Raw genomic sequence first — 23171 nt, 5'->3', positions numbered from 1 at the left:
CCGGCTGCGCCCGGCCGCCGATGCGGCCGGGCGCACGGCTCGTCGTCCCACCCGCCCGGTCTGTACGGCACGCAGCCCGTACAGACCGGGGCGGCCACGCAGGCCGCCGATCCCCACGCCTTCAGTATCCGACATTCCCGCCCGTCACGCCCGTTACCCACGCGGCGCCTTCGTGGCGGCGGGACCGGTCGACGTCCGGCTGCGATGCGCGGCGACGCGCTCACGGGTGGCGCAGCGGGTGCTGCAGTAGCGTCGCGGGCTGCCACCTCCCAGGTCCAGGTACGGCCGGCGGCAGGTGACCGAGGCGCACAGCCCGCCCGGAACGCGTTGGTGATCGGCCAGCAGGACGGCCAGCGCCAGCGCGGAGGAGGCCAGGAACCACTCCCCCCACGGCGCGTCGTCGTCGCCGTCCACGTGCAGGTGCCACGGGGTGGTGCCCTCGTGGCTGGTGAGGCGGGGTGCCCGCGCGACCGTGGCGAGCAGGGCGTTCAGGTGGGCGGCCGCCGTGGCGGGGTCGGCGGCGGCGAAGACGGCGACGAGCCGCTCCGCCGCGGCCCGCATCGCCGCCAGGTCGGCCGCGCCCAGGTACAGGCCGGCGCTCTCGCCGTGGTCGCGCAGCACCCGCGCGACCGACTCCGGCGACGGTTCGTCGTGGAGCAGCGCCACGCACAGGTCCACGGCCCGCGCCGCCATCGCTCTGGTCGAGTGAACCTCCACTCCAGCAGCGTAAGCCCGCACACACGGGTGCGGCGGGGCTCCCCCAGCCCCGCCGTATCCGGTCGAACCGGACGAAGCTCAGCCGCCGCAGGCCGCGAAGACGTAGCTGTCCTTCAGGAGCGAGTAGTGGTCGCGGACCTTGACGGCCCCGGTGCCGGTGTCGATCTGGACGATCGTCATCTTGTTCGCCTTGCCTTCGGGGTACTGCACCAGGTGCAGCGTCACCTGCTGCTCACCGGTCCAGTCGACCATGAGCAGGTCGCCGGTCGGCAGCTTGAGCTTCCGGCGGGCGGTGACCTGGTCGGTCTGCAGGTCGTACAGGATGAGCTGGGGCTTGGCGCCCATGACGACGTTCGCGGTGGTCCGGCCGTCGCCCGAAAGGGCCTGGGGGGTGTTCGAGGAGACGATCTGCGGCGGCGTGGTCCGGAACAACTGCTCGCCGGACTCGCTATAGGCGATCAGGTCCGTGACGCCCTCGTCGCCGGCGGTGTCGGTGAGCAGTTCGCCGCCGTCGGCGCTGAAGCCGAGCATCGTCTGGCCGCCGGGCGTCGTGCCGAGCAGGGCGCCGGTGGCGGTGTCGAAGATCCGCGTCTTCACCGCCTTGGCGGTGCCGAAGACGGCCGCGAGCCGGCCGCCGTCGTCGGAGAGGTTGAACGTCACGTTGTACTGGGCCACGCGCGGCAGCGCGTCCTTGGCGAAGACCTTCACCCCGCCGCTCATGGTCCGTACGGCCAGCCGCCCGGCCTTGGTGAAGTAGGCGACGCGCTGACCGTCACCGCTGACGGCGATGGGCGCGACCTGGGTGACCGACGACTTGCCGTTCGCCTCGCGGGCGATGGTCTCGGCGTCGGGCAGGGAGCCCTTCTCCCCGCTGTGCATCATCAGCCGCCACTTGCCGCACGGCCGCTGCTCGCCCTTGACCGTGCAGCCCTTGACCGAGGCGTAGCGGATGCCGTCGTGTTCGTGATGTGGCGCGGCCTGGGCGGCCGTCGGCGCGGTCATCAGGGCGGCCAGCCCCGCCGCGATCGCCACGGTGATCCTGAGCTTCATGGTCGTCACTCCCCTGCCACGCTGAAGGCGTACCTGGTCTTGCTGATCGAATACCTGTCGGTCTGCGTGACAGCGCCGGTCCGCACGTCGACGGTGAGCACCCGTACCACCGCCGTCGTGCCGTCGTCGCCTGACTGCACGAACACCGTGAGCTGCCCGTCCCCGCTCCACCGGGCGAGGTACGGCGTCTGTGCGGGCTTCAGCGCGAGATCCACGCCCGTGGAGAGGTCCCCGGTCTCCAGGTCGTAGATCCGCAGCCGCGGGGCCTTCTTGGCTTCCTCGTCCCCGGAGATGATCACCGCGACGGTCTTGCCGTCGGCGGCCAGCGTGGTGAGGGCGGCGTTCGCGACGACCTGCGGCGGTGTCCGCTTGACCGAGCCGCCGTCGACCCGGTAGGCGATCAGCGTGGAGGTGTTGTCGCCCTTGTAGTCCTTGGTCAGGACTTCGCCCCCGTCGGCGCTGAAGCCCCTGACCTCGTCCATAGCGGGCACCTGGACGACCTTGCCGGTGGCGATCGTGACCACCTTGCCGGGGACGCGCTCGTGATCGCCGGTGTGGTCGATCAGCAGTTTGTCTCCCTTGGGCGACAGGTACAGGGAGACCGAGTCCGTCCCGTACCGCTTCGACACCAGGGACGCGGCCAGCACCTTGACCGGGCCGCCCGTCGTCCCCCGGACGACGATGCGATGGTCGCGGGCCCGCTCGTAGGCGATCACGTGGCCGTCACCGCTGATGGCGAACAGGCCGGCGTACTCCACCTTCCTGCCCTTGCCGTCGATCCCGTTGGCGGCGGTGTCCTTGACGGCGATCTTCCTGCCGTCACGCATGACGAGCTGCCAGTGGCCGCAGGCGTAGGTGGTCTCGTTCTTCTTGTCGGCGCAGGACTTGATCCAGGCCGCCCGGGCCTCGGATGAGCCTGCTTGGGCGTGGGCTGCGGTGGGAATGATCCCCAGCCCGCCGATGACCGCCGTCGCGAGGAGGGCGGCGGTCGCTGAGGTGTGCCTCATAGCGAGTTCCTTTCACTCGTCCGGTTAGATACCGGCTGAGCGAAAGGGGTTGATCACAGGTCAGCCACAAACACCTACCTGCGCGGTGCGCATGGTCAGGACAGCGGGCGGCGGCCGGGGAAGCCCAGGTCCGTACGGTGATACCAGCCCAGTCCGGTCTCGCCCTCGATCCAGCAGAGGCGTACCGACACCCCGTCGAGCACGGCGGGGAAGTCGATGAGGACCGGCGCGATCCCCTTCACCTCGATGCCCTGCTCGCTCCAGGCGCTCACGAGCTCCTCGATGCGCGCCTCGAGCGCCTTGATCTCGGGGATGCCGCCCAGCGCTGAGGCGCCGACGCTCTGGCGGTCGAAGGCGATCTCGGCCAGGTCGGCACGGGCGGCGATCAGCTCGCCGGCCTCGCCGATGATCGACGGCATGAGCGAGCGCGCCTCGTCGGGGCTGAACATCCTGGGCATACCCGAACGCTACCGGTTCGGCTCGTAGGCGCGGACGAGCAGTTGCTCGGCCTCGTCGAGATAGGCGTCGAGGAAGGCGGCGGCCTCCTCCGGCCGGTCGGCCTCGAGGAGTTCGAGCAGCTTGCGGTTGCGGGCGACGAACGGCTCGTGGAACGCGCGTGGATTCTTCATCACGTGGAAGACCAGGCGCAGCTCGGCCAGGAGCTGGCGCATCGACTCGTCGAGCCGGGGGCTCTGGTTGAGCGTCACCAGGGCCTGGTGGAAGCGGATGTTGGCGGTGCCCACTCCCCGCCAGTCGTCCGCGGCGGCGGCCCGCTCGGCGTCCGCCACGGCCTCCCTGATCACGCTCAGCGCCTGGCCGGTCGGGCGGCGTCTGATGGCCGCGCCCTCGATGACCCGGCGCACCCGGTAGAGGTCCGCGACGTCCTCGGCCGACAGGATCCGGACGAACACTCCCCTGTTGAGCCGGTGGTCCAGCAGTCCCTCGTGGCCGAGCAGCCGGAACGCCTCGCGCAGCGTGTTGCGCGACACGCCGAGCGCGTCCGCGATGGCCTCCTCGGACAGGCGCTGGCCCGGCTCGAAGAAGCCCTCGGTGACGCGGTCGCGCAGGATGTCGGCCACCCGCTCGGCCGTGCTGCTGCGGCCCAGCCTGGCCCGGTCGTGTTCAAGATCTGAAAGGGGACTGTCCACCGCGTCATCCACATTTCACAGGGAATCATCCAACAAACCTCTTGTCGAATTGTTCAACGATCCATATGTTGATACATGACCCCCTGATCGAAGGAGCGATGATGACAGGCTCCACGCGACAGACCCGGCGGGTGATCCTCGCCAGCCTGATCGGCACCTCTCTGGAGTGGTACGACTTCTTCCTTTACACCACCGCGGCGACGCTGGTCTTCGGCAAGTTGTTCTTCCCCACCTTCGACCCGCTCAACGCGACCCTGCTGGCGCTGACGACCAACGCCGTCGCGTTCGTGGCCAGGCCGCTCGGCGGGATCGTGTTCGGCCACTTCGGCGATCGCACCGGCCGCAAGACCGTGCTGGTCGTGACGCTGCTGGTGATGGGCGTCTCGACGTTCCTCATCGGCGTGCTGCCCGGATACGACAGCGTCGGCGCGCTCGCGCCGATCATGCTGGCCACGCTCAGGTTCGTCCAGGGTCTGGGGCTGGGCGGCGAGTGGGGCGGCGCGGTCATCATGTCGCTGGAGCACGGCGACGACCGCCGGCGCGGCTTCAACGCGAGCTGGCCGCAGGTGGGCGTGCCCGCCGGATACGTGCTGGCCACCGGGACCCTCGCGATCCTGTCGTTCACGCTGTCGGACTCGGCGTTCCTGTCGTGGGGCTGGCGGGTGCCGTTCCTGCTGTCGGGCGTGCTGGTGCTGGTCGGGCTCTGGGTCCGGTTGAAGATCACGGAGTCGCCGCTGTTCGCGGAGCTGGCGCAGCAGGGCGCGAAGGCGAAGATGCCGCTGCTGGAGGTGCTGCGCACGCACCCGCGCGCGCTGCTGTCGGCGTTCACCGCGCGCATCGGCGTGGACGTGGCCTTCTACACCTTCACCGCCTACATCCTGGTCTACATCACGGGCCCGCTGAAGCTGGACCGCTCGGTGGGGCTGAACGCGGTGCTGATCGCCTCCGCGCTGCAACTGGCGCTGATCCCGCTGTTCGGCGCGCTGTCGGACCGGGTCGGCCGGCGGCCCGTCTACCTGGCGGGTGTGATCGGCGCGGCAGTGTGGGCGTTCGTCTTCTTCCCGCTGCTCGACACCAGGTCGTTCCCGCTGATCGCGCTCGCCGCGATCATCGCGCTGGTCACCCACGCGGCGATGTACGGCCCGCAGGCCGCCTTCATCGCCGAGCTGTTCAGCACCAGGCTCCGCTACAGCGGCGCGTCCATGGGATACCAGGTGGCCGGGATCGTCGGGGGCGCGCTGGCCCCGATCATCGCGCTCAAACTGTTCACCGCGTACGGCACCACGACGGCGGTCTCGATCTACGTGGTGGTCGCGCTGGCCGTCACGGCCTTCGGCCTGGCCATCGCGCCGGAGACCCGTGACCTGGACATCGCCGCCGACGTCCCGCAACGGGTCTGAGCAGACCGTTCTCCGACGCCCCTCGACGGGGCCCCAGTGCGCCGCCCTCGGCGTACCCCCTCTGTAGGTCTTGCCGCGAAAGCGCGGGCGGCGGCTGCCACCGCCGCCCGCGCGGGAAGGCATCCATGCGTATCACCCTGTCGATCGCCTTGATCATCGCCGCGCTGATCGCGGTCCCCACCCTCATCGGCGTCGTCGGCGGCCTGGAGAGCACCCAGGGCGGCGAGGTCGCCGTCGTCCGCGACGGCGGCTGGTTCGACGACAACCAGGTCCGCCAGGTCATCGACCCGGGCTCCGGGCTGACCTGGACGGGCATGTGGTCCTCCGTCCACGCCTACCCCGCGCAGCAGCGCTTCTACACGATCACCGCCGACGCCAAGCGCGCCAGCAGGCTCGGCGTGGACGTGGTGACGGTACCGAGCAGCGACGGCGTGAACCTGGGCATCGAGGGAACCCTGTACTTCACGCTCAACCTCGACCACGACGCGCTGAAGAAATTCGACGACAAGTACGGCACCCGTACGTACCGCGCCCAGGACGACAGCTCGCTGGCCGCGTGGGACGGCGACGACGGCTGGACGGCGTTCTTCGGCCAGGCCGTCCGGCCGGTGATCGACAACGCGCTGCGCAGCCAGCTCGGCGACATGCGCTGCGCCGAGCTCATCCCCTCGTGCTCGCTGCTGCAGAGCAGCGCGCTCAAGCCACAGGCCAGCAACACGAACATCACCAAGGTCCAGAACGCCGTCAACGCCGCGCTGGCCCGGGACCTGCCCCAGGCACTGGGCGGCGAGTTCTTCACCGGCCTGCGCTTCACCCTGGCCAAGGTGACGCTGCCGGTCGAGGTGCAGCAGGCCGTCGACAGATCGCTGGCGGCCGGCGCCGCCGTCTCCGAGGCCCAGGCGCGGGTGGCCCAGGCCAAGGCCGAGGCGGCCGCGAACCAGGCCCGGCAGGAGGGCTACGACAAGTGCCCCGCGTGCGCCGAGATCGACAAGCTCAAGTCGCTCCCCCAGGGCATCACCGTCTACGCCCCGGGCAACCCGCAGTCCGTCGTGGTCCCGGCGAAGTGAGAACCGTCCGCGGGCCGGTGTGCGATAGCTGAGGTGTGAGACCGTGCTGTCGAGGCTGCCGGACGAGGCCCTGTTCCCCGTGGGGGACATGCTCGTCGAGGTGGGCGTCTGCCTGGGGATCGGGCTGGCGGCCGCGGCGACCGCCGTCCGGTACGCGCCCGGACGGCAGGCCGCCATGGCCGCCGTGGTCGTGCAGCTCGCCCTGGTGCTGGCCACCATCCTGCTGCCGCCGGAGGTCAGGCTGTGGCCGCCGACGTGTGGGTTCGGTCATTGGGACGAGGCGCACCGGTTCTGGTTGTTCGCCTTGCCCGTGCCGTACCTGTGGCTGATCGTGTCAGGCCGGGATCTTCGGTGAGTCGCCGAGGCGCGGGCGCCGCCAGGAGCCCTTGAAGGCGGCCACCGACGCCAGGAAGATCACCTGACCGGCCAGTGCCACCCACAGCCACGTTCCCCACCCGCCGGCCTTCACCACCATCGGTGAGATCACCAGCAGGGCCACGATCATGACCCGGACGACCATGCCCCACAGGCCCAGCGCCGCGCCCTGGAGCCGGGGGTCGACGTCTTCGGCGTCCTCGGAGAAGTTCGCCATCCAGGGGACGTAGGCGACACCCAGGACCAGGAACAGGATCGCGTAGACCAGGGTGACGCGGCCGATCGTGGCGCCCGTGCCGACGAGGCTGATGAAGTAGGCGAGCGTCGCGATCGTCAGCACGATGCCCACGGCCGTGAACGGCTTGCGCAGGCGCAACCGGTCGGAGACCCGGCCGACCACGATGACGGCCACCGCGTTGAGCAGGATGCCCAGGGCGACGACACGGTTGGCCTGAGCGGTCTCCATCCCGAACGCGCTGCTGGCCAGGATCGTCTGTCCGAAGATCGCGAAGGTCCAGTAGAGCACCTGCCAGCCGGTGTTGCCGAGCACGTGGGCCCAGAGGTGGGGGTGCCGGAACAGCTCCTTCACCTTGCCCGGATCGATCTTCTCCTCGGAGACCACCGCCTGCTCGTACTGCATGACCTGGGCCCGCAGGGCCGCCGACGGCTCGGCGATCTGCCAGATGATGACCCCGCACAGCAGCAACGAGACGACGCCCATGATGATCGCCTGCGACTGCCAGGCGTTGCCGAACATCGGCAGCGTGAAGCCGGCGATGAACGAGGCCAGGAACGAGGCGCCGACCGGCCCCCAGGTCCAGAACGCGAACGCCTGCGCCCGGCCCAGGCGCGGCGAGAAGTCGCGGACGAGCGACGCGGTGATCGTGATCCCGGCGCCCTCGATGAACAGCATCAGGCAGCGGACCACGAACAACCCGCTGACCGAGTCGACGGTGGCGAGCAGGAAGTTGCAGGCCGCGGTGACGGTCAGCGTGGGCACCAGGATCGTGACCCGGCCCCACCGGTCGGACAGGATGCCGCCGAACCCCGCCGACAATCCGCCCACCAGCACGGACACGGCCGCGATCAGCCCGTAGACCTCAAGTGACATCTGCAGGTCGCGCTGCAGCAATGGCAAGATGGTGGCGATCGTCGTCTCGAAGTTGGCGATCAGACTCGCCAGCACGGCTATCGCCAGGAGCCAGACCCGGCGACGGCCGACGGGGTACACGCTCAACTCGCGGACATAGAACGGCTTCATACCAGTCCTTAGTGGGACGGTGCCTGACTGTCGCCCTAGAACACGTTTCTAGTTGCTGTTGAGCCTCTCGTTTTATCCAGATAAGTCAAGTTTTGCGGCTATCACGATGTGATCTCGATCACAGGTGGAGCGTTGTGATTGAATCGCGGCCATTTCCCAGAACGCGGGCCTCTTTATGGGCATAAACTGCGCGCCTGTGAGCCTGCCTGTACGTGAACGTTCCCCCCGGCCGGGTGGCGGTCGACACCGCCGTCCCGTGCCCACGTCCCTGCCGCCGGACGCCCCTGTCCTCGTCCTCGCGGTGCCGGGCAGCACCTCGGGCGTGGCAGCGGAGATCGCGGCCGTGGTACGCGTCGACAACCCCCAGATCGAGGTACGCCTCACGACCGTCACGGACCTCGCCGATTCGTTGCCCGCGGGCCGCGAAGCGATCGTGGTGCCGCTGCTGACCTGGGACGATCCCCTCGTCCTCGCCGACATCGGCAAGGCCGTCGCGGCGGCGGGGTCGAACGCGGTCGTGACGGAGGCGCTCGGCCCGCACCCGCTGCTGGCCGAGGCGCTGCACATCAGGCTGGCCGAGCGCGGCCTGGCCAGGGCCGACCGGGTCCGGCTGCTGAACGTCTCCAGCCCCGTCGACGCCATCATCCTGGGCACGGTCGGCGGCGAGCGGGCCGTGCACGCCGTCCAGGCGACGGCGGTGCTGCTCGCCTCGCGGCTCACGCTCCCCGTGGTCGCCGCCTCTCTCGACAGCGACCCGGGTGTGCCGATCGCGGCCGAACGACTGCGAGCCGCCGGCGCCGAGCGCCTGGCCATCGCGCCCTGCCTGATCGGCCACGAGGCCCCGGCGTCGATCGTCGAGCAGGCCGCCGCGGCGGTCCGCGCGGGCTACGCCGAGCCGCTCGGCGCGCACAGCGCGGTGGCCGAACTTGTCGCGCGAGCTTACGGAAGTCAACTCGCGACTTGACAAGGGCTTGTAGAGATCACTGAAATCGGGTTACCTTTCTCCGCATGCCCCGCGTGCAGTGGAAAGGTGCGCGTCTGGGCCTCCGTGACGTCACGGAGGCCGACGTGGCCGCCCTGCACGCCGTCTACGGCAACCCGGAGGCCACGGCGTACATGCCGTTCGAGCCGCGCACGCTGGAGCAGGTGGCCGCGCTCGTCGACGACGCCATCCAGGCCGCCGCGGCCCAACCGCGGCGGCTGTACGCGCTGGCGGTGACCGACGCCGAGACCCGCGAGGTGGTCGGGGTGGCGCGGCTGCACATCGAGGTGGACCACCCGCACAGCGCCGAGATCGGCCTCGGACTCCGGCCCGACCAGTGGGGGCGCGGCATCGGCACGGACCTGATCCGCCTGGTGCAGTCGTTCGGCTTCAAGGAGCTGGGGCTGCACCGGATCTGGGGCGCGCGGGCACCCGGCAATCTGCCCGCCCAGCTGGCGATGCTGACCGCCGGGATGATCGAGGAGGGCCGGGTCCGCCACCACGTGCTGACACCGTCGGGCTGGCGCGACTCCATCATCCACTCGATCATCGAGGACGACTGGACGGACCGGTAGGGTCAGGCTTCGCGCTTGACCAACGCCGCGGTGCTCTCCCGGACTATGAGATCCGTCGCCAGTTCCACCCTTCTGCTCTCCGGCGCCTCGCCGCGCTTCATCGCCAGGACCGTGCGGGTCGCCAGGGCGGCCATCTCCTGGAGCGGCTGGCGGACCGTGGTCAGCGGGGGCCAGGCCGACTTCGACAGGGGCAGGTCGTCGAAGCCGACGACGCTGAGGTCCTCCGGGACGCGCAGGCCGCGCTGGCGGGCGGCCTCGAAGACGCCGAAGGCCATGAGGTCGCTGCCCGCGAAGATCGCCGTCGGCGGGTCGGGCAGGGAGAGCAGGGCGTGGCCCTGGTCGTGGCCCGAGTCGACCAGGAAGGTGCCCCTGCGGATCAGCGCGGGATCCACCTCGACACCCGCGGTCTCCAACGCCGCCCGGTAGCCGTCGACGCGCGCCTGGCTGCAGAGCATGTCGGCGGGGCCGCTGATCATGGCGACCCTGCGATGGCCCAGCTCCAGGAGGTGGCGGGTGGCGGCCAGGCCGCCGTGCCAGTTGGTGGCGCCCACCGAGACCACGCCGGGGGCCGGCTCGCCCTCCGGGTCCACCACGACGAACGGCAGTGAGCGGGCGCTGAGCTGCGCCTGGACGCCGGTCGAGAGCTTGGAGGCCACGACGACCACGCCGTCCGTCCGCCGGGAGGCGAGGCGGTCCAGCCAGTCACGGCCGGGACCCGCGTGGGTGTGCAGGACCGACATGACGACGCTGGCTCCCGCGTCGCGGGCCGCCGACTCGGCGCCGCGGACGATCTCCATCGCCCACGGCGACTCGATCTCGGCGAACACCAGGTCCACCAGGCCCGAGGGCGTGTCGTCCTGGCTGGTGCGCCGCTGGTAGCCGTGCTCGTGCAGCAACCGCTCGACCCGGTGGCGCGTCTCCGGGGCCACCTCGGGACGGCCGTTGATGACCTTGGAAACCGTGGGGATCGAGACCCCGGCCTCCTCGGCTATCAGGGCGATCGTCACCCGCCTCTTCGCTGGCATGAGCCGGAGTCTATCGAAACTTTCGGCGACGAGTTGGAATCGCTCCCACGGCGGCTATTGACGCATTCCAGACTGCATACTTATGCTCCGGGCAGCGAAATTATCGGGGTGTCTACGAAACTTTCAGGAGCGGAGAAGGGAACCCCTATGAGGCGCAGTCTCGTACTGATCGCCACGGCCGTACTCCTCGCCGGCTGCGGCGGCGGCGGGACCGCGGAGCCCGCCCAGAGCGGTAAACCGGCCTCGCCCGCGAAGGTGACGCTCGAATGGTGGCACCTGTCGACCAGTGAGCCGTTGAAGTCGCTCTGGGCGACCAGGGCCAAGGAGTTCGAGGCCGCGCATCCCAACGTGACGATGAAACTGACCGTCCTGGAGAACGACGCGTACAAGGCCAAGCTGACCACGCTCACGCAGTCGGGTAAGGCGCCCGACCTGTTCGCCACGTGGGGCGGCGGAGTGTTGAAGCAGGAGCTCGACGCGGGTCTGGTCAAGGACATCAGTGACGACGTCGCGCCGGTTCTGGGCGACTTCACCAAGGCGTCGCTGGCGGCCTACCAGTTCGACGGGAAGACGTACGCGCTGCCGACCGACATCGGGATGGTCGGTTTCTGGTACAACAAGCGGCTCTTCGCCAAGGCGGGCATCACCGCGCCGCCGGCCACGTGGGCGGAGTTCCTGGAGGACGTCAAGAAGCTGAAGGCGTCGGGGACCACCCCGATCGCGCTGGCTGGCAAGGAGAAGTGGCCCGGCCACTACTACTGGGCCTATCTGGCCATGCGCATCGGCGGGCTGCCCGCCCTGCAGCAGGCCGGGGTGGACCACGACTTCACCAAGCCCGACTTCGTCGCCGCCGGACAGCAGCTCAAGGCGCTGGTCGATCTGCAGCCGTTCCAGAAGGGCTTCCTCGGGGCCGGCTACGGCACCCCTGACGGCCAGGCCGCGACCATGTCCAACGGCAAGGCCGCGATGGAGCTGATGGGCCAGTGGGCGCCGAGCGTGCAGGCTTCTTCGGGCAAGGGGCTCGGCGGCGACCTGGGCTTCTTCCCCTTCCCGACGGTCGACGGCGGCAAGGGCGCGATCACCGAGGCGTTCGGCGGCGGCGGCGGGATCGCCGTGGGCGCCGACGCGCCACCGGAGGCGGTGGAGTTCGTGAAGTTCATGACCGAGAAGGGCAATCACGCCAAGGCCGTCGAGTCCGGCGGGGTGCTTCCCGTGCTGAAGGGCGAGGAGAGCGCGGTCAAGGACGCCAACCTGAAGGTCGTGGCCGAGTCGCTGGCCTCCGCCACCGGCTTCCAGCTCTTCCTGGACCAGGCGTACCCGCCCGCGGTCGGCCAGGAGGTCAACGACAGCGTGGCCCAGCTCATCGGCGGCACCAAGTCGCCCCAGCAGGTCGTCGACGCCATCACGGAAGTGGCCAAGAGCGAATGACGACGCTGACCCGGGGGCCGCAGGCGCCCGCGCTCGCCGCCCCCGCGTCGCCCTCCCGGGGGCGGCGGCGCGGCTGGGTGACGATCGGGCTGTTCCTGCTACCCGCGCTGGTGCTCTTCCTGCTGCTCGTCGTGGCGCCGATCCTCATCGCCCTGTACGCGAGCGTCTTCAAGTGGAACGGCTTCGGCGGGCTGCCGAAGAACTTCATCGGGCTGGACAACTTCACCCGGCTGTTCGGCACGGAGGTCTTCCGGGACGACGTCTGGCACCTGGTGGTCCTCGTGGTCCTGACCGTCGTGGTGCAACTGCCCATCTCGCTGGGCATCGCCATGCTGCTCAACCAGCGGATCCGCGGGCGGACACTGTACCGGCTGGTGTTCTTCGCGCCGTACGTGCTCTCCGAGGTGATCACCGGCGTGCTGTTCTCGCTGATCCTCTCCCCGGGGGCGGGGGTGGGCAACCTGATCCTGGGCGTGGTCGGGCTGAACTCGGACTGGCTCGCCGATCCCGACACGGTGATGATCTCGCTCTTCCTGGTCATGACGTGGAAGTACTTCGGCTTCCACATGATGATCTACCTGGCCGGGCGGCAGAACATCCCCGACGAGCTGATCGAGGCCGCGCAGATCGACGGCGGCACCTCCAGGCAGGTGTTCTGGCACGTCACGCTGCCGCTGCTGGGGCCGACGATCCGGATCAGCGTGTTCCTGTCGGTCATCTACACGATCCAGCTCTTCGACCTGGTCTGGATCCTCACCCAGGGCGGGCCCTCACACTCCTCGGAGACGATGGCCGTCACGATGCTGGAGTTCGGGTTCAAGCGCTCGCAGGTCGGCTACGCCAGCGCGATCAGCGTGGTGATGTTCGCGCTCAGCCTCGTCTTCGCCCTCGCCTACCAGCGCTTCGTGATGCGGCGCGACCTGGAGGGCGCGACCACCAGAATGGGAGACCACCGATGAGACGGCCGGCCCTGCCCCTGCACGCGATCGCGTGGATCGTCGGCGCCTTCATCCTCGTCCCGGTCGTCTACGCCCTGCTCGGCGGCTTCAAGAGCACCGCCCAGCTGTCCACCAACCCGTTCGGCCTGCCCGACCCGTGGGTTCCGTCGAACTACACCGACGTGCTCGCCGACGGCCCGTTCTGGCGGCAGTTGTGGAACAGCACGTTCATCGCGCTGGCCTCGACCGTGCTCGTCGTCGCGCTGTCGGCGCTGGCCGCCTTCGTCTTCGCCAGGTTCGCCTTCCGCGGCAGGGAGGTGCTGTTCACGCTGTTCACGATGGGGCTGATGTTCCCGTTCGCGGTGGCGATCCTGCCGATCTTCGTCCTGCTGCGTACCTTCGGCCTGCTCGACAGCCCCCTCGGCGTGATCCTGACGCAGGGCGCCTTCGGGCTGCCGCTGACGATCCTCATCTTGCGCGGCTTCTTCCGGAGCATCCCCGGCGAGATCGAGGAGGCGGCCATCCTCGACGGCTGTACCGCCTTCGGCTTCTTCTGGCGGATCCTGCTGCCGATGGCCCGGCCCGCGCTGGCCACCGTGTCCGTCCTGGCGATCGTCGGGAGCTGGAACAACTTCATGCTGCCACTGGTCGTCTTCAGCGACGAGTCGGGATGGACGCTGCCGCTCGGCATCCAGCAGTTCCAGGGCCAGTACAGCTCCGACACCGCCCGGATCCTCGCCTACCTCGTCCTGGCCATGGTGCCCGCCCTCGGGTTCTACGCCATCGCCGAACGCCACCTGATCGGTGGCCTCACCGCAGGAGCCACGAAAGGGTGAACATGCTGCAGGTGTCCGGAACCCAGCTCGTCACCGCCGACTCCACTCCGGTACGCCTGCGCGGGGTGGGCTTGGGGGGCTGGCTGAACATGGAGAACTTCATCACCGGCTACCCCGCCAACGAGAGCTCGATGCGCGAGGCCGTACGGGAGGTGCTGGGCGAGGATCGGGCGGAGCTGTTCTTCGAGCGGCTGCTGACCTCGTTCTTCACCGAGCGGGACGCGGCGCTGCTGGCCGGGCTGGGCGTGAACTGCGTGCGGATCCCCGTCAACTACCGCCACCTGGAGTCCGACCAGCGGCCCTTCGAGGTCATCGAGCACGGCTTCCGCCACCTGGACCGGGTCGTCGACCTGCTCGGCTCGTACGGCGTGTACAGCGTCATCGGCCTGCACGCCCTGCCCGGCGCGCAGAACCAGCACTGGCACTCCGACAACCCCACCCACGTCGCCGCCTTCTGGAACCATCGCCACTTCCAGGACCGGGCCATCCACCTGTGGGAGGCCATCGCCGACCGCTACCGCGAGCACCCGTGGGTGGCCGGGTACAACCCGGCCAACGAGCCGGGCGACCCGAGCGGCAAGGTGATCGGGCCGTTCTACGACCGGCTGGTGAAGGCGATGCGCGCCGCCGATCCGCGGCACGTGCTGTTCCTCGACGGCAACACCTACGCCACGGACTTCTCGATCTTCCGCGAGGTGTACGGGAACACGGTGTTCGTCTGCCACGACTACGCTCTGGCCGGGTTCGCGCACGGCGGGCCGTACCCCGGCTACACCCGCGGCGAGTGGTGCGACCGGAGGGAGCTGGAGCGGACCTTCCAGGAGCGGTCCCGGTTCCAGCGGGAGACGGGGACGCCGCTGTGGGTGGGCGAGTTCGGGCCCGTCTACACGGGTCACCCTGAGATCGACGAGCAGCGCTATCGGATCCTGCGCGACCAGCTCGACATCTACGACGCCCATGGGGCCGGTTGGTCGCTGTGGACGTACAAGGACGTGGGGTTGCAGGGGCTGGTGCACGCGGCCGGGCCGTACCTCGACAGGTTCGGGGCGTTCATCGGCAAGAAGCGGCGGCTCGGCGCGGACCGGTGGGGCTCCACGATGGAGGAGTCGGCCGACGTGCTGGCGCCGCTGCACGCGATGCTCGACGCCGAGGCTCCCGGCTGGGCCCCCTACCCGTGGGGGGCGCGCTACCAGGCCGACGACCTGATCAGGCACATCCTGATCGCGCAGGCGCTGCTGCCCGAGTACGCCGAGCTGTTCAGGGGGCTGTCCGACGACGACGTGGTCGAGCTGGCCGACTCCTTCGCGCTGGAGCGGTGCGTACGGCGGCAGCCGCTGCTCGACCTGCTGGCCGGCAACCTGGGCGGGTGATTCTGCGACACCGCCGTGGTATCACGCGGGATTGTCGGTGGCGCACCCTACGATGAGGCTCCTCACGGAGGGATACCCAGATGCTCGACTCGCTGATCGTGCCCCTGTTCGTCACCACGGACCTGCCGCCCGAGGCGGATCTGGCCGAGTTCGGGGAGCTGCTGGCTGAGACGGCGCGGACGCTCGACCATGACGAGGTGAGCTACGCGGCCTTCCTGGCGGGCAAGGTGTTCTGGCTCGACCGCCCGGTCCTGCCCCGGCAGCGGCCCGCCGCCGCGGTCGAGCCGCGGTTCGCGGCGCTGCTCGGCTACCTGGCCGCCTCCGGGACCGGGCACACCTCCCGCGACGTGCTGGCCGACATGCGCCGGGCGATCGGCGCCGCCGTCACCTCCCGCTACGGCGACGCGGAGGCGGCACCCGCCGTGTTCGCGATCCGCGACCGCGACGTACGGGAGCGCACCCCCGACACCGCCGTCTACGTCGACACCCGCGACGCCGCCACCGACCTGGTCACGGTCACCCGCCCCTACCTCTGACACCGCCCGGCGCCAAAGGCACGCGGGTCAGAGGTACCGGCGTCAGAGGTAGCGGCGTCAAAGGCACGGGCGTCGGAGACCGCCGTCAGCGCGGCACCGATCGTCAGCACGGCGCCTTAGGCGGCTCAGCGTGACACCGGGGTCAGTTCGACGAAGGAGACGCCCGGCATCGGCAGGTCGAAGTCCACCGCCACCGTGCCGTCCGTGGCCGTGAGCGCGGTGGCCGGGGTCAGCTCGTCCAGGGTGTTGACCGAGCGCAGTTTGTCCCACTGCCCGTCGGCGGGCCAGTCGCCGCCGCCCATCGACCGCCAGGCCGCCTCGATGTTGGAGTGCTCCCCGTCGATGCGGTGATGGGTGACCATGTAGTCCCCATCCAGGCCGGCGACGGTCAGGGAGACCGCGCGCGACAGCTCGGGGGCCCCGTCAGCCTGTGCCTGGTTGAGGGTGCCGTTCCAGGCCAGCACCCCGACGCGCCCGTCCTCGTGCCGTGCCGCCCAGACCTCGACCCCGCCCGCGTCGCCCTCGACCACGGTCGCCAGCTCGGCGTCGCCGAGGCGGGCGGCCAGGGTGAGCGCGTGGAAGCGGGGCTTGCGCAGGTTGCCGACCGTCAGCAGGCCGAAGCCGCCGTGGAAGAGGCGCGGCGGCCGCCCCAGCTCCTCGAAGTGGTCCGAGGCCACCCAGTGCGACACGGCGGCCAGCCGGCCGGCCGCCGACTTCATGCCGTGCAGCAGGAACGCGGCCCCGAACGGCCCGTCACCGATGCCGTGGAAGTGCGTCGGGGTGGGCCCCCACTCGGTCCACCAGACGGGCGTGTCCGGCCGGCCGTGCCGGGCCAGGGCGGGACGCCAGTCGAGCGGGGCGTTGCCGTAGGTGTGGGTGGAGATGAAGTCGAGCTCCGCGCCCGACTCGGCGACGTGCGCCAGCAGCTCCTCCACCCAGCCGTTGGCCGCCGAGGCGGGCCCGCCGACCCGCAGCTCGGGGTGGACGTTCTTCACGGCGGCGGCGCTGACGTCGTAGAGCAGGAAGTACTCCTCGGGCGTGCCCGTCCAGAAGACGGCGAGGTTGGGCTCGTTCCACACCTCGAAGGCCCAGTTGTCGATCAGCTCGTGGATCCCGTACCGCTCGGCAAGATGCTCGACCAGCGCTCTGACCAGGTCGCTCCACGCCTCGAAGTCCTTGGGCGGGGAGATGATCGCCTCGTAGCCGAACACCGTCCTGGACGGGTCGGCGGCCAGGTCGCGCGGCATGTAGCCGAGCTCGACGATCGGCCGCAGGCCGAGCGCCATGATCGTGTCGTAGACCTCGTCCACCTTGGCGAAGTCGTAGACCGCCTGGCCGTCGACCTCCTTGTAGACGCCGAGGTCGTCACCGAGGATCGCGTGGGCGCGCACCGTCTCGACGCCGAACTCCTCGCGCACGGTGCGCAGCGCCTCGGTGAGCTCCGCGCCGATGGGCCGGCCGCCCGTCTCGTCCTGGCTCAGCAGGTACGACAGGTGCTCGGAGCCGATCATGTACCGCCACGGCCGGGGCAGGTCGCGGGTGACCGCGGCGGCGTCGACCCGCACGTTGACCGCCGCCGGTCCGCCGTCCAGCGGAGCCGCCGGCACCGCGTCCGAGGCGGGGCCGACGAGCTCCATGGCGGCGATCGCCGCGACCGTGTACGACGCCGCGCCGTGTCCCGTGTCCACGTAGCGGCACTCGGGTACGGCCGCCACGTCCACGTCGGGCTGCGACACCGGCACGCCGTCCCGGTGCACCAGGTAGCCGATCGCCTCCGGCACGGGTTCCCACGTCAGCGTCACGTGGCCCGCACCGGGGACGGCCCGCAGCCCGGCCGGCGCCTGAAGGGCCGGCTCGGCGGCCGGGACCGCCTCACCCGACGCCTCGTGGAGACGTTCCTGCCAGTCACGGCGTGCGGCATCAGCCGTACTCATCTGGGGTTCCCCGATCTGTTGGAGCGTCAGTTGGCGGGAGGGGCCCCCTGAACGGCCCACTCCTCGATTTCCATCACCGGCCGGAGCTTCGCCTCGACGCCGGCGCCGCCGAAGTAACGGTGCAGATTGCCTCCGGTGAGCACGTTGCCCAGGGCGGCCATGACCATGCCCTGGTCGAGCGCGAGGTACCACTTCGACACGGCGCCCGAGCGGACCGCGACGGAGTCGTAGAAACCGCCGGGCCCGTAGGCGTCGAAGTTCTTGCGGATCTTGGCCAGGTTATCCATCGCCTGGGCCCGCGCGTACGGCAGAGCCAGGAAACTGGCGTGCGGAGTGACCACTCCGTCACCGTAGGCGGTGGGTTCTGGCTGGGCCGGTCGGCAGCCCTCGTAGCCCGGATCGGTGCTGGTGCGCTCCTCGTCGGAGGTGTAGCCGGGGGTGTCCATGCCGAGCGGGTCCACACCGTACTCGCGGTAGCCGCCGTGCGGGTCGTTGGACGGCGAGAAGCCCCAGTAGCCGTACTTCGCCTCGCGCAGGCCGTGCTCGATCTGCGCCTTGACGAACACCGGATGGTTGCGGCCCCAGCTCCGGGGCGCCCACGCCGCCTCGGGGACGACCAGATCCGGCATCAGCGCCTCGAACATCGAACCTCCCCAGTTGGGGACGAATCGCAGGCCGCGGTAGCCGTACGTGCCCTCCCAGACGTTGACGCCCAGGTACTTCTTCCACGCGCCGACCGGCTTCTGCTCCTGCCAGCCGAAGTCACAGCCGTTGTCGGGGAAGGTCCGATACGGGCCGAAGTAGCTCTCGCGCGGGATCTGGCCGAGCGCGATGCCCACGTACTGGGCGATCCGGGTCTCGGCGGGCGCGCCGTAGTGGTGGCAGGTCGACCAGACCTTGGTGCCGGTGCCCGCATAGTCGCTCTCCACCGAGCAGCCCTCGGGCTTCTCCGGCCAGAAGCCGCCGCGGATCAGCCCGGTGCCCGCGTCGGGGCGGGCGGCCGGGTCGTAGTAGGAGGCGAAGTTCATGGAGGTGACCAGCCGCGCCGCCCGCGCGGAGTGGCGGGGCACGGCGGTGCGGACCATCATGAGGGCCGTGGCCAGCCAGCTGTTGTCCACGCTGGAGGCGAACAATTGCACGGGATCGCCGTTGTCGGGCCAGGTGTGGACGAGCTGGAGGGTCGCCGGGTCGTACCAGTTGTAGTACTGGCCCGTCGGGGTGTCGCGCTCCATCCGCTCCAGCCCGTCGAGCACCTTGCCGACGCGGGCCGTGGCCTCGTCGGAGCCGATGAGGCGCAGGTCGCGGGCGGTGAGCGTGCTCCACAGGTAGGTGCCGATGTTGGTGGGCGAGGTGACCTTGGCCCTGGTCTTCAGGTCGCCGGTGACCTTGTCGGACGGGATGCCGGTGGCGGGGTCGACCATGGCGGTCATCGACCGCCACGTGTCCTTCGCGTACCGAAATAACGTGTCATTTCCTGATGAAGCGCTGGCCGGGCTGGGCACGGCGGCGGCCAGCACCAGCAGGCCGGCGAGCAAGGCGGTCTTGCGCATGGGGGTGCTCCTCTACTTGAGGCCGGATGTTGCGATGCCTTGGATGAAGAAGCGCTGCAGGAAGACGAACAGGACGAGGATCGGCGCGACCACGATCATCGCCCCGGCGACGAGCAGGTTGTAGTGCGTGCCTTCGTGGCCGTTGAGGATGTTCAGGGCCACGGGCAGCGTGTAGACGTCCTCCGACTGCGCCACCACGGCCGGCCAGAGGAAGTTGTTCCACGCTCCGAGAAAGGTGATCAGGCCCAGCGTGGCCATCGCGGGCTTGCAGAGCGGCAGCACGATCCTGGCGAAGATCCGGAACTCCCCCGCCCCGTCCACCCGCGCCGCGTGGATGAGCTCGTCGGGCAGGTCCGCGATGAACTGCCGCATCATGAACACGCCCAGCGGCGTGATCAGCCCCGGCAGGATGATGCCGAGGAAGGTGTTCACCATGCCGAGCTTCGCGATCAGCACGAACTGCGGGATCATCAGCACGATCGCCGGCACCGCCATCTGCACCAGCACCAGCCCGAAGACGGCGTTCCTGCCGCGGAAGCGCAGCTTGGCGAAGCCGTAGCCGACCATCGAGCAGAACAGCAGGTTCCCGGCGACGATCACCAGCGCGACGATCACGCTGTTCACGAACGCCTGCCCGAGGTGCACCCGGTGCAGCAGCTCGGTGTAGTTGTCCAGCGTGAACGTCTCGGGCCAGAACGTCGGCGGATCGCGCCGGATCTCCGCCTCCGGCTTGACCGAGCTGAGCCCCGCCCACAAGAACGGCCCGACGACCAGCAGCAACCCGACGCTCAGGCCGAGGTAGGTGATCAGCTTCTGCCCGCGGGTCCGTCTCACCGCGCCCTCCCGATCCTGAGCTGCAGTACGGCCAGCGCGATGATCACCATGAACAGCACGCTTGCCGCGGCACCCGCGTAGCCGTAGTTGCCCACCCCGAACTGCTTGAAGATCGCCAGCGAGGCCGACAACGTGGAGTTCAGCGGCCCGCCACCGGTCATGATCAGCGGCTCCTCCAGGAACTGCAGGAACCCGGTCGAGCTGTAGACGGTGCAGAACAGGATCACCGGCCGCAGCTGCGGCAGCGTGATCGACCTGAACCGCGCCCACCGCCCGGCCCCGTCCACCTCCCCCGCCTCGTACAGCTCCCGAGGGATCCCCTGGAGCGCCGCGAGGAAGACCACCATGTCGAACCCGAAGCTCCGCCAGGCGGTCATCACGATGATCGACGGCAGCGCGGTGGCCTGCTCCTGGAGCCAGGCGGGCCCTTGCAGGCCGACCAGCTCCAGCAGCCGGTTGACCAGTCCCGCCTCCGGCTCCAGCAGGAACTTCCAGGCGACCGCGACACCGATGATGCTGGTGATGTGCGGCAGGTAGTAGCCGAGCCGGAAGAACGCGGCGGGCAGGCGGGCGATGCCGGAGTTCAGGGCCACGGCGGCGGCCAGGCCGAGTCCGATGGTCAGCGGCAGCCCGGTGACCACGAAGATCGCGGTGTTCAGCGCCGCCTTCCGCATCGCCTCGTCGCCGGCCAGCCTGAGGTAGTTCTCGACGCCGACCAGGTCGACGGCCAGCGGGTCGGCGACGTCCGTGCTCCGCATGTCGGTGAAGCTCATGCCCAGCCCGGCCAGCAGCGGCCCAAGGTAGAACACCACGAACATGACGAGGAACGGCAGCACGAACACCCAGCCGAGCCCGCCCCTGCGAAGGAGCGCCATCACTAAAGGCCGGTGCCGATCGTGTCGGCCTGCGCCTGGATGGCCTTGGCCGTCTGCTCCGGCGTCTGCTTGCCCAGCGCCAGCTTCTCCAGCTCGGTCTCGAACACCTTCGACACCTGCTCCCAGGTCGGATACGGCGGCGGCGTCTTGGCGTCCTTGAGCTGCTCCCCGAAGACCTTCAACTGCCGGTCCGCGGCCAGCTCGGGCTCCTGCCAGGCTGACTGGACGCTGGGCAGCGCCTTCACCGTCGTGTACCACTTGGCCTGCACCTTGGGGTCGGTGAGCCACTGGATGAACTTCCACGAGGCGTCGCGGTTCTTGGCCTGCTTGAAGACGACCAGGTCGGAGCCGCCGACGAAGCTGGTGGCCGAGACCGGGCCCTTCGGGTAGGGCGCGACGTCGAACTTGTCCTTGAAGCCCGCGCCGCCGTCGTTGTCCAGCACGCCGATCATCCACGGGCCCGAGAAGAAGCCGCCGACCTCGCCCTTGATGAAGTTCTGCGGGAAGGCGCCCTTGGGGGTGTCGTTCGGGGCCAGCTTCTCCTGGAAGAGCGAGGCGTACTGCTTGAGCGCGGTCACCGCCTCGGGGGTGTCGAAGGTGTACTTGCCGTCCTTGACGATCTCGCCGCCGGCCTGCCAGATGAGCGGCACCAGCTCCTGCCAGGAGCCCTCGGTGTAGCCCTGGTTGAAGCCCTTCTTGGCGCCGCCCTTCTCCTTCAGCGCCTTGGCGAACGTCTTGACCTCGGCCCAGGTGGCCGGCGGCTTGACGCCCGCCTTCTCGGCCTGGTCCGTGCGGTAGTACAGGACGCGGGTCTCGACGTACCACGGCACCCCGTACGCGGTGCCGTTCACGTCCACGGTCTGCCAGGCGCCGGGGAAGAAGTCGGCCTTGTCGATGAGGTTGCCGGGCGTGGGGTCGAGCACGCCGGTCTTGGACAGCTCGCCCGCCCAGGTGGAGCCGATCATGCTGATGTCGGGGGTGGCACTGCCCGCGATGGCCGAGGTGATCTTGTCGTGGGCGATGTCCCAGCCCATCGGCGTCACGTTCACCTTGACGCCCGGGTTGGCGGTCTCGAAGTCCTTGGCGAACGCGCCGAGCGCCTTGCCCTCCTCCCCGATCGCCCAGACCGTGATCTCGCCGGAGACCGCGCCGGACTTGACGTCCTGTGCCTTTTCTGGGGCCTTGTCGGCGCTGCGCCCGCAGCCGGTGACCAGTATCGCGAGGGTGAGCAGGCCGGCGGCGGAGCGCCGGGTCGAGGTGTTCAACGGGGTTCCTCCTGGGGGTGGTGACCGCAACTGGCGCGCAGCACCAGCTCGGTGGTCAGGACGAGGTGTCTCGGGGTGTCACGGGCGCCGGTGATCAGCTCGTCGAGCGCCCGCGCGGCGCGCGCGCCCAGTTCGCGCATCGGCTGGCGGATGGTGGTCAGCGCCGGGCGGGCGTGGCGGGCGGCCATGATGTCGTCCCACCCGGTCACGGCCAGCTCGTCGGGTACGGCGAGTCCGAGCTCCTCCGCGGCGAGCAGGGCGCCCAGCGCCACCTCGTCATCGGAGCAGACGATCGCCTGGGGCCGGGCCGGAGCGCGCAGCAGGGTCCTGGCGGCCTGGTAGCCGCACTCGACCGTGTAGTGCTCCGTCGGCACCGCCTCGATCGCACTGCCGAGGACGGACCTGACGCCCTGCCAGCGCTCGTCCACGTCGTCTCCGGTCGCGATCGGCGCGCCGAGGAAGACGAACCTCTGGTAGCCGTGCTCCAGGAGGTGCCGGGCCAGCGCGCGGGCCGACGCGGTGTTCTCGCTGCGCAGCGTGTCGGCCCCGGCGAGCGGCTCGCGGGAGACGAACACCAGCGGCATGCCCATCCGGACCAGCTCGGCGACCAGGTCGTCCGGAGCCGTATGGCCGAACACCATCAGGCCGTCCACCCGCCCCGCGAGGTCCTTGACCAGGTCGTGCACCCGGGTGCGGCCCTTGGTGGACAGGATCACCACCGACCGGCCCAGCTCGGAGGCCACCTCCTCGTAGCCGAGGAGCACCTCGGTGTAGTAGGGGCCCGCGAGGTTGGGGAAGACGATGCCGTTGGCGGCGTGGCGGCCCTCGGCCAGGCTGACGCCGAGGCGGCTGGGCGTGAACCGGAGCTCCTCGACCGCCTTCAGCACCTTCTCCCGCGTCTTGGGCGCCACCGGCCCGGTGCCGCGCAGGGTCCGCGACACGGTCGCGATCGACACGCCCGCCCGCCGCGCCACCTCGTAGATCGTCACGTCCATCCA

At 69.9% G+C, this 23171-nt stretch carries 23 protein-coding genes; 10 read left to right on the top strand and 13 right to left on the bottom strand.

Translation table 11 applies throughout. The annotated features are described in order from the left end of the window. Window positions 1–153: 153 nt before the first annotated feature. From AB0B91_RS27375 to AB0B91_RS27355, 5 genes are all read right to left on the bottom strand, one after another. The gene (locus AB0B91_RS27375; RefSeq protein ID WP_358325213.1) at window positions 154–717 is read right to left on the bottom strand and encodes a CGNR zinc finger domain-containing protein; all 564 of its coding nucleotides are present in this window, start codon (window positions 715–717) and stop codon (window positions 154–156) included. A gap of 78 nt (window positions 718–795) precedes the next feature. Continuing rightward, window positions 796–1767: a hypothetical protein gene (locus AB0B91_RS27370; protein WP_358325210.1), complete on the bottom strand. Its 972-nt coding sequence runs from the start codon at window positions 1765–1767 to the stop codon at window positions 796–798. A gap of 5 nt (window positions 1768–1772) precedes the next feature. Continuing rightward, window positions 1773–2774, bottom strand: a complete 1002-nt coding sequence (locus AB0B91_RS27365) for a hypothetical protein (RefSeq protein WP_358325207.1) — start codon at window positions 2772–2774, stop codon at window positions 1773–1775. Between the two features lie 95 nt (window positions 2775–2869). Next, on the bottom strand, window positions 2870–3232 hold the full coding sequence (locus tag AB0B91_RS27360) for a DUF2203 domain-containing protein (RefSeq protein ID WP_358325206.1): 363 nt from the start codon (window positions 3230–3232) through the stop codon (window positions 2870–2872). 9 nt (window positions 3233–3241) lie between these two features. Further along, complete coding sequence (locus AB0B91_RS27355; protein WP_358325203.1) at window positions 3242–3922, bottom strand: GntR family transcriptional regulator; 681 nt, start codon at window positions 3920–3922, stop codon at window positions 3242–3244. Between the two features lie 101 nt (window positions 3923–4023). Between AB0B91_RS27355 and AB0B91_RS27350 the strand changes: the two genes are divergently transcribed. The 3 genes from AB0B91_RS27350 to AB0B91_RS27340 all read left to right on the top strand — a co-directional run bounded on the left by AB0B91_RS27350 (window position 4024) and on the right by AB0B91_RS27340 (window position 6744). Further along, window positions 4024–5322, top strand: coding sequence for an MFS transporter (locus AB0B91_RS27350; protein ID WP_358325200.1), 1299 nt, complete (start codon window positions 4024–4026; stop codon window positions 5320–5322). Between the two features lie 125 nt (window positions 5323–5447). After that, on the top strand, window positions 5448–6389 hold the full coding sequence (locus AB0B91_RS27345; protein WP_358325197.1) for an SPFH domain-containing protein: 942 nt from the start codon (window positions 5448–5450) through the stop codon (window positions 6387–6389). A gap of 43 nt (window positions 6390–6432) precedes the next feature. Next, window positions 6433–6744 (top strand): hypothetical protein, encoded by a 312-nt coding sequence (locus AB0B91_RS27340; protein ID WP_358325194.1) that lies wholly within the window; start codon window positions 6433–6435, stop codon window positions 6742–6744. Here the strand turns inward: AB0B91_RS27340 and AB0B91_RS27335 are convergent. Next, window positions 6724–8025, bottom strand: a complete 1302-nt coding sequence (locus tag AB0B91_RS27335; RefSeq protein ID WP_358325192.1) for an MFS transporter — start codon at window positions 8023–8025, stop codon at window positions 6724–6726. The genes AB0B91_RS27340 and AB0B91_RS27335 overlap by 21 nt on opposite strands. Window positions 8026–8281: 256 nt before the next feature. On the opposite strand from AB0B91_RS27335, the gene AB0B91_RS27330 reads away from it, so the two are divergent. Next, the gene (locus AB0B91_RS27330; RefSeq protein WP_358325189.1) at window positions 8282–8989 is read left to right on the top strand and encodes a hypothetical protein; all 708 of its coding nucleotides are present in this window, start codon (window positions 8282–8284) and stop codon (window positions 8987–8989) included. 44 nt (window positions 8990–9033) lie between these two features. Further along, window positions 9034–9582, top strand: coding sequence for a GNAT family protein (locus tag AB0B91_RS27325; RefSeq protein WP_358325186.1), 549 nt, complete (start codon window positions 9034–9036; stop codon window positions 9580–9582). A 2-nt stretch (window positions 9583–9584) separates the two neighbouring features. On the opposite strand, the gene AB0B91_RS27320 is transcribed toward AB0B91_RS27325, so the two are convergent. Next, a complete protein-coding gene (locus AB0B91_RS27320; RefSeq protein WP_358325183.1) occupies window positions 9585–10607 on the bottom strand; it encodes a LacI family DNA-binding transcriptional regulator in 1023 nt (340 codons plus the stop codon). A 147-nt stretch (window positions 10608–10754) separates the two neighbouring features. Between AB0B91_RS27320 and AB0B91_RS27315 the strand changes: the two genes are divergently transcribed. The 5 genes from AB0B91_RS27315 to AB0B91_RS27295 all read left to right on the top strand — a co-directional run bounded on the left by AB0B91_RS27315 (window position 10755) and on the right by AB0B91_RS27295 (window position 15715). Continuing rightward, complete coding sequence (locus tag AB0B91_RS27315) at window positions 10755–12035, top strand: extracellular solute-binding protein (protein WP_358325180.1); 1281 nt, start codon at window positions 10755–10757, stop codon at window positions 12033–12035. Further along, on the top strand, window positions 12032–12994 hold the full coding sequence (locus AB0B91_RS27310; RefSeq protein ID WP_358325177.1) for a sugar ABC transporter permease: 963 nt from the start codon (window positions 12032–12034) through the stop codon (window positions 12992–12994). The genes AB0B91_RS27315 and AB0B91_RS27310 overlap by 4 nt, the downstream gene beginning before the upstream one ends. Next, a complete protein-coding gene (locus AB0B91_RS27305) occupies window positions 12991–13809 on the top strand; it encodes a carbohydrate ABC transporter permease (RefSeq protein WP_358325174.1) in 819 nt (272 codons plus the stop codon). Before AB0B91_RS27310 ends, AB0B91_RS27305 begins: the two co-directional genes overlap by 4 nt. A gap of 2 nt (window positions 13810–13811) precedes the next feature. Continuing rightward, a complete protein-coding gene (locus tag AB0B91_RS27300; protein WP_358326013.1) occupies window positions 13812–15179 on the top strand; it encodes a cellulase family glycosylhydrolase in 1368 nt (455 codons plus the stop codon). A gap of 80 nt (window positions 15180–15259) precedes the next feature. Further along, complete coding sequence (locus AB0B91_RS27295) at window positions 15260–15715, top strand: hypothetical protein (RefSeq protein ID WP_358325171.1); 456 nt, start codon at window positions 15260–15262, stop codon at window positions 15713–15715. Between the two features lie 125 nt (window positions 15716–15840). Here the strand turns inward: AB0B91_RS27295 and AB0B91_RS27290 are convergent, their stop codons facing one another. Genes AB0B91_RS27290 through AB0B91_RS27265 form a run of 6 tightly spaced genes read right to left on the bottom strand, consistent with a single transcriptional unit; the run spans window position 15841 to window position 23168 of the window. Continuing rightward, entirely contained in the window at window positions 15841–17649 is a 1809-nt protein-coding gene (locus AB0B91_RS27290; protein ID WP_358325168.1) for a hypothetical protein, read from the bottom strand. Between the two features lie 26 nt (window positions 17650–17675). After that, a complete protein-coding gene (locus AB0B91_RS27285) occupies window positions 17676–19199 on the bottom strand; it encodes a glucoamylase family protein (RefSeq protein WP_358325165.1) in 1524 nt (507 codons plus the stop codon). A 12-nt stretch (window positions 19200–19211) separates the two neighbouring features. Then, on the bottom strand, window positions 19212–20033 hold the full coding sequence (locus tag AB0B91_RS27280) for a carbohydrate ABC transporter permease (protein WP_358325162.1): 822 nt from the start codon (window positions 20031–20033) through the stop codon (window positions 19212–19214). Next, window positions 20030–20908 carry a sugar ABC transporter permease gene (locus tag AB0B91_RS27275; protein ID WP_358325159.1) on the bottom strand — a complete coding sequence of 293 codons (879 nt, stop codon included), beginning with the start codon at window positions 20906–20908 and terminating at the stop codon, window positions 20030–20032. Before AB0B91_RS27275 ends, AB0B91_RS27280 begins: the two co-directional genes overlap by 4 nt. A gap of 2 nt (window positions 20909–20910) precedes the next feature. Then, complete coding sequence (locus AB0B91_RS27270; RefSeq protein ID WP_358325157.1) at window positions 20911–22173, bottom strand: sugar ABC transporter substrate-binding protein; 1263 nt, start codon at window positions 22171–22173, stop codon at window positions 20911–20913. Continuing rightward, window positions 22170–23168, bottom strand: a complete 999-nt coding sequence (locus AB0B91_RS27265) for a LacI family DNA-binding transcriptional regulator (protein WP_358325154.1) — start codon at window positions 23166–23168, stop codon at window positions 22170–22172. Before AB0B91_RS27265 ends, AB0B91_RS27270 begins: the two co-directional genes overlap by 4 nt. Between the last annotated feature and the right edge of the window lie 3 nt (window positions 23169–23171).

This window comes from Nonomuraea sp. NPDC049141 (assembly GCF_040648415.1).
Lineage (GTDB): Bacteria > Actinomycetota > Actinomycetes > Streptosporangiales > Streptosporangiaceae > Nonomuraea.
The sequence above is the reverse complement of the archived record's forward strand: the minus strand, read 5'-3'. Positions and strand labels throughout refer to the sequence as shown.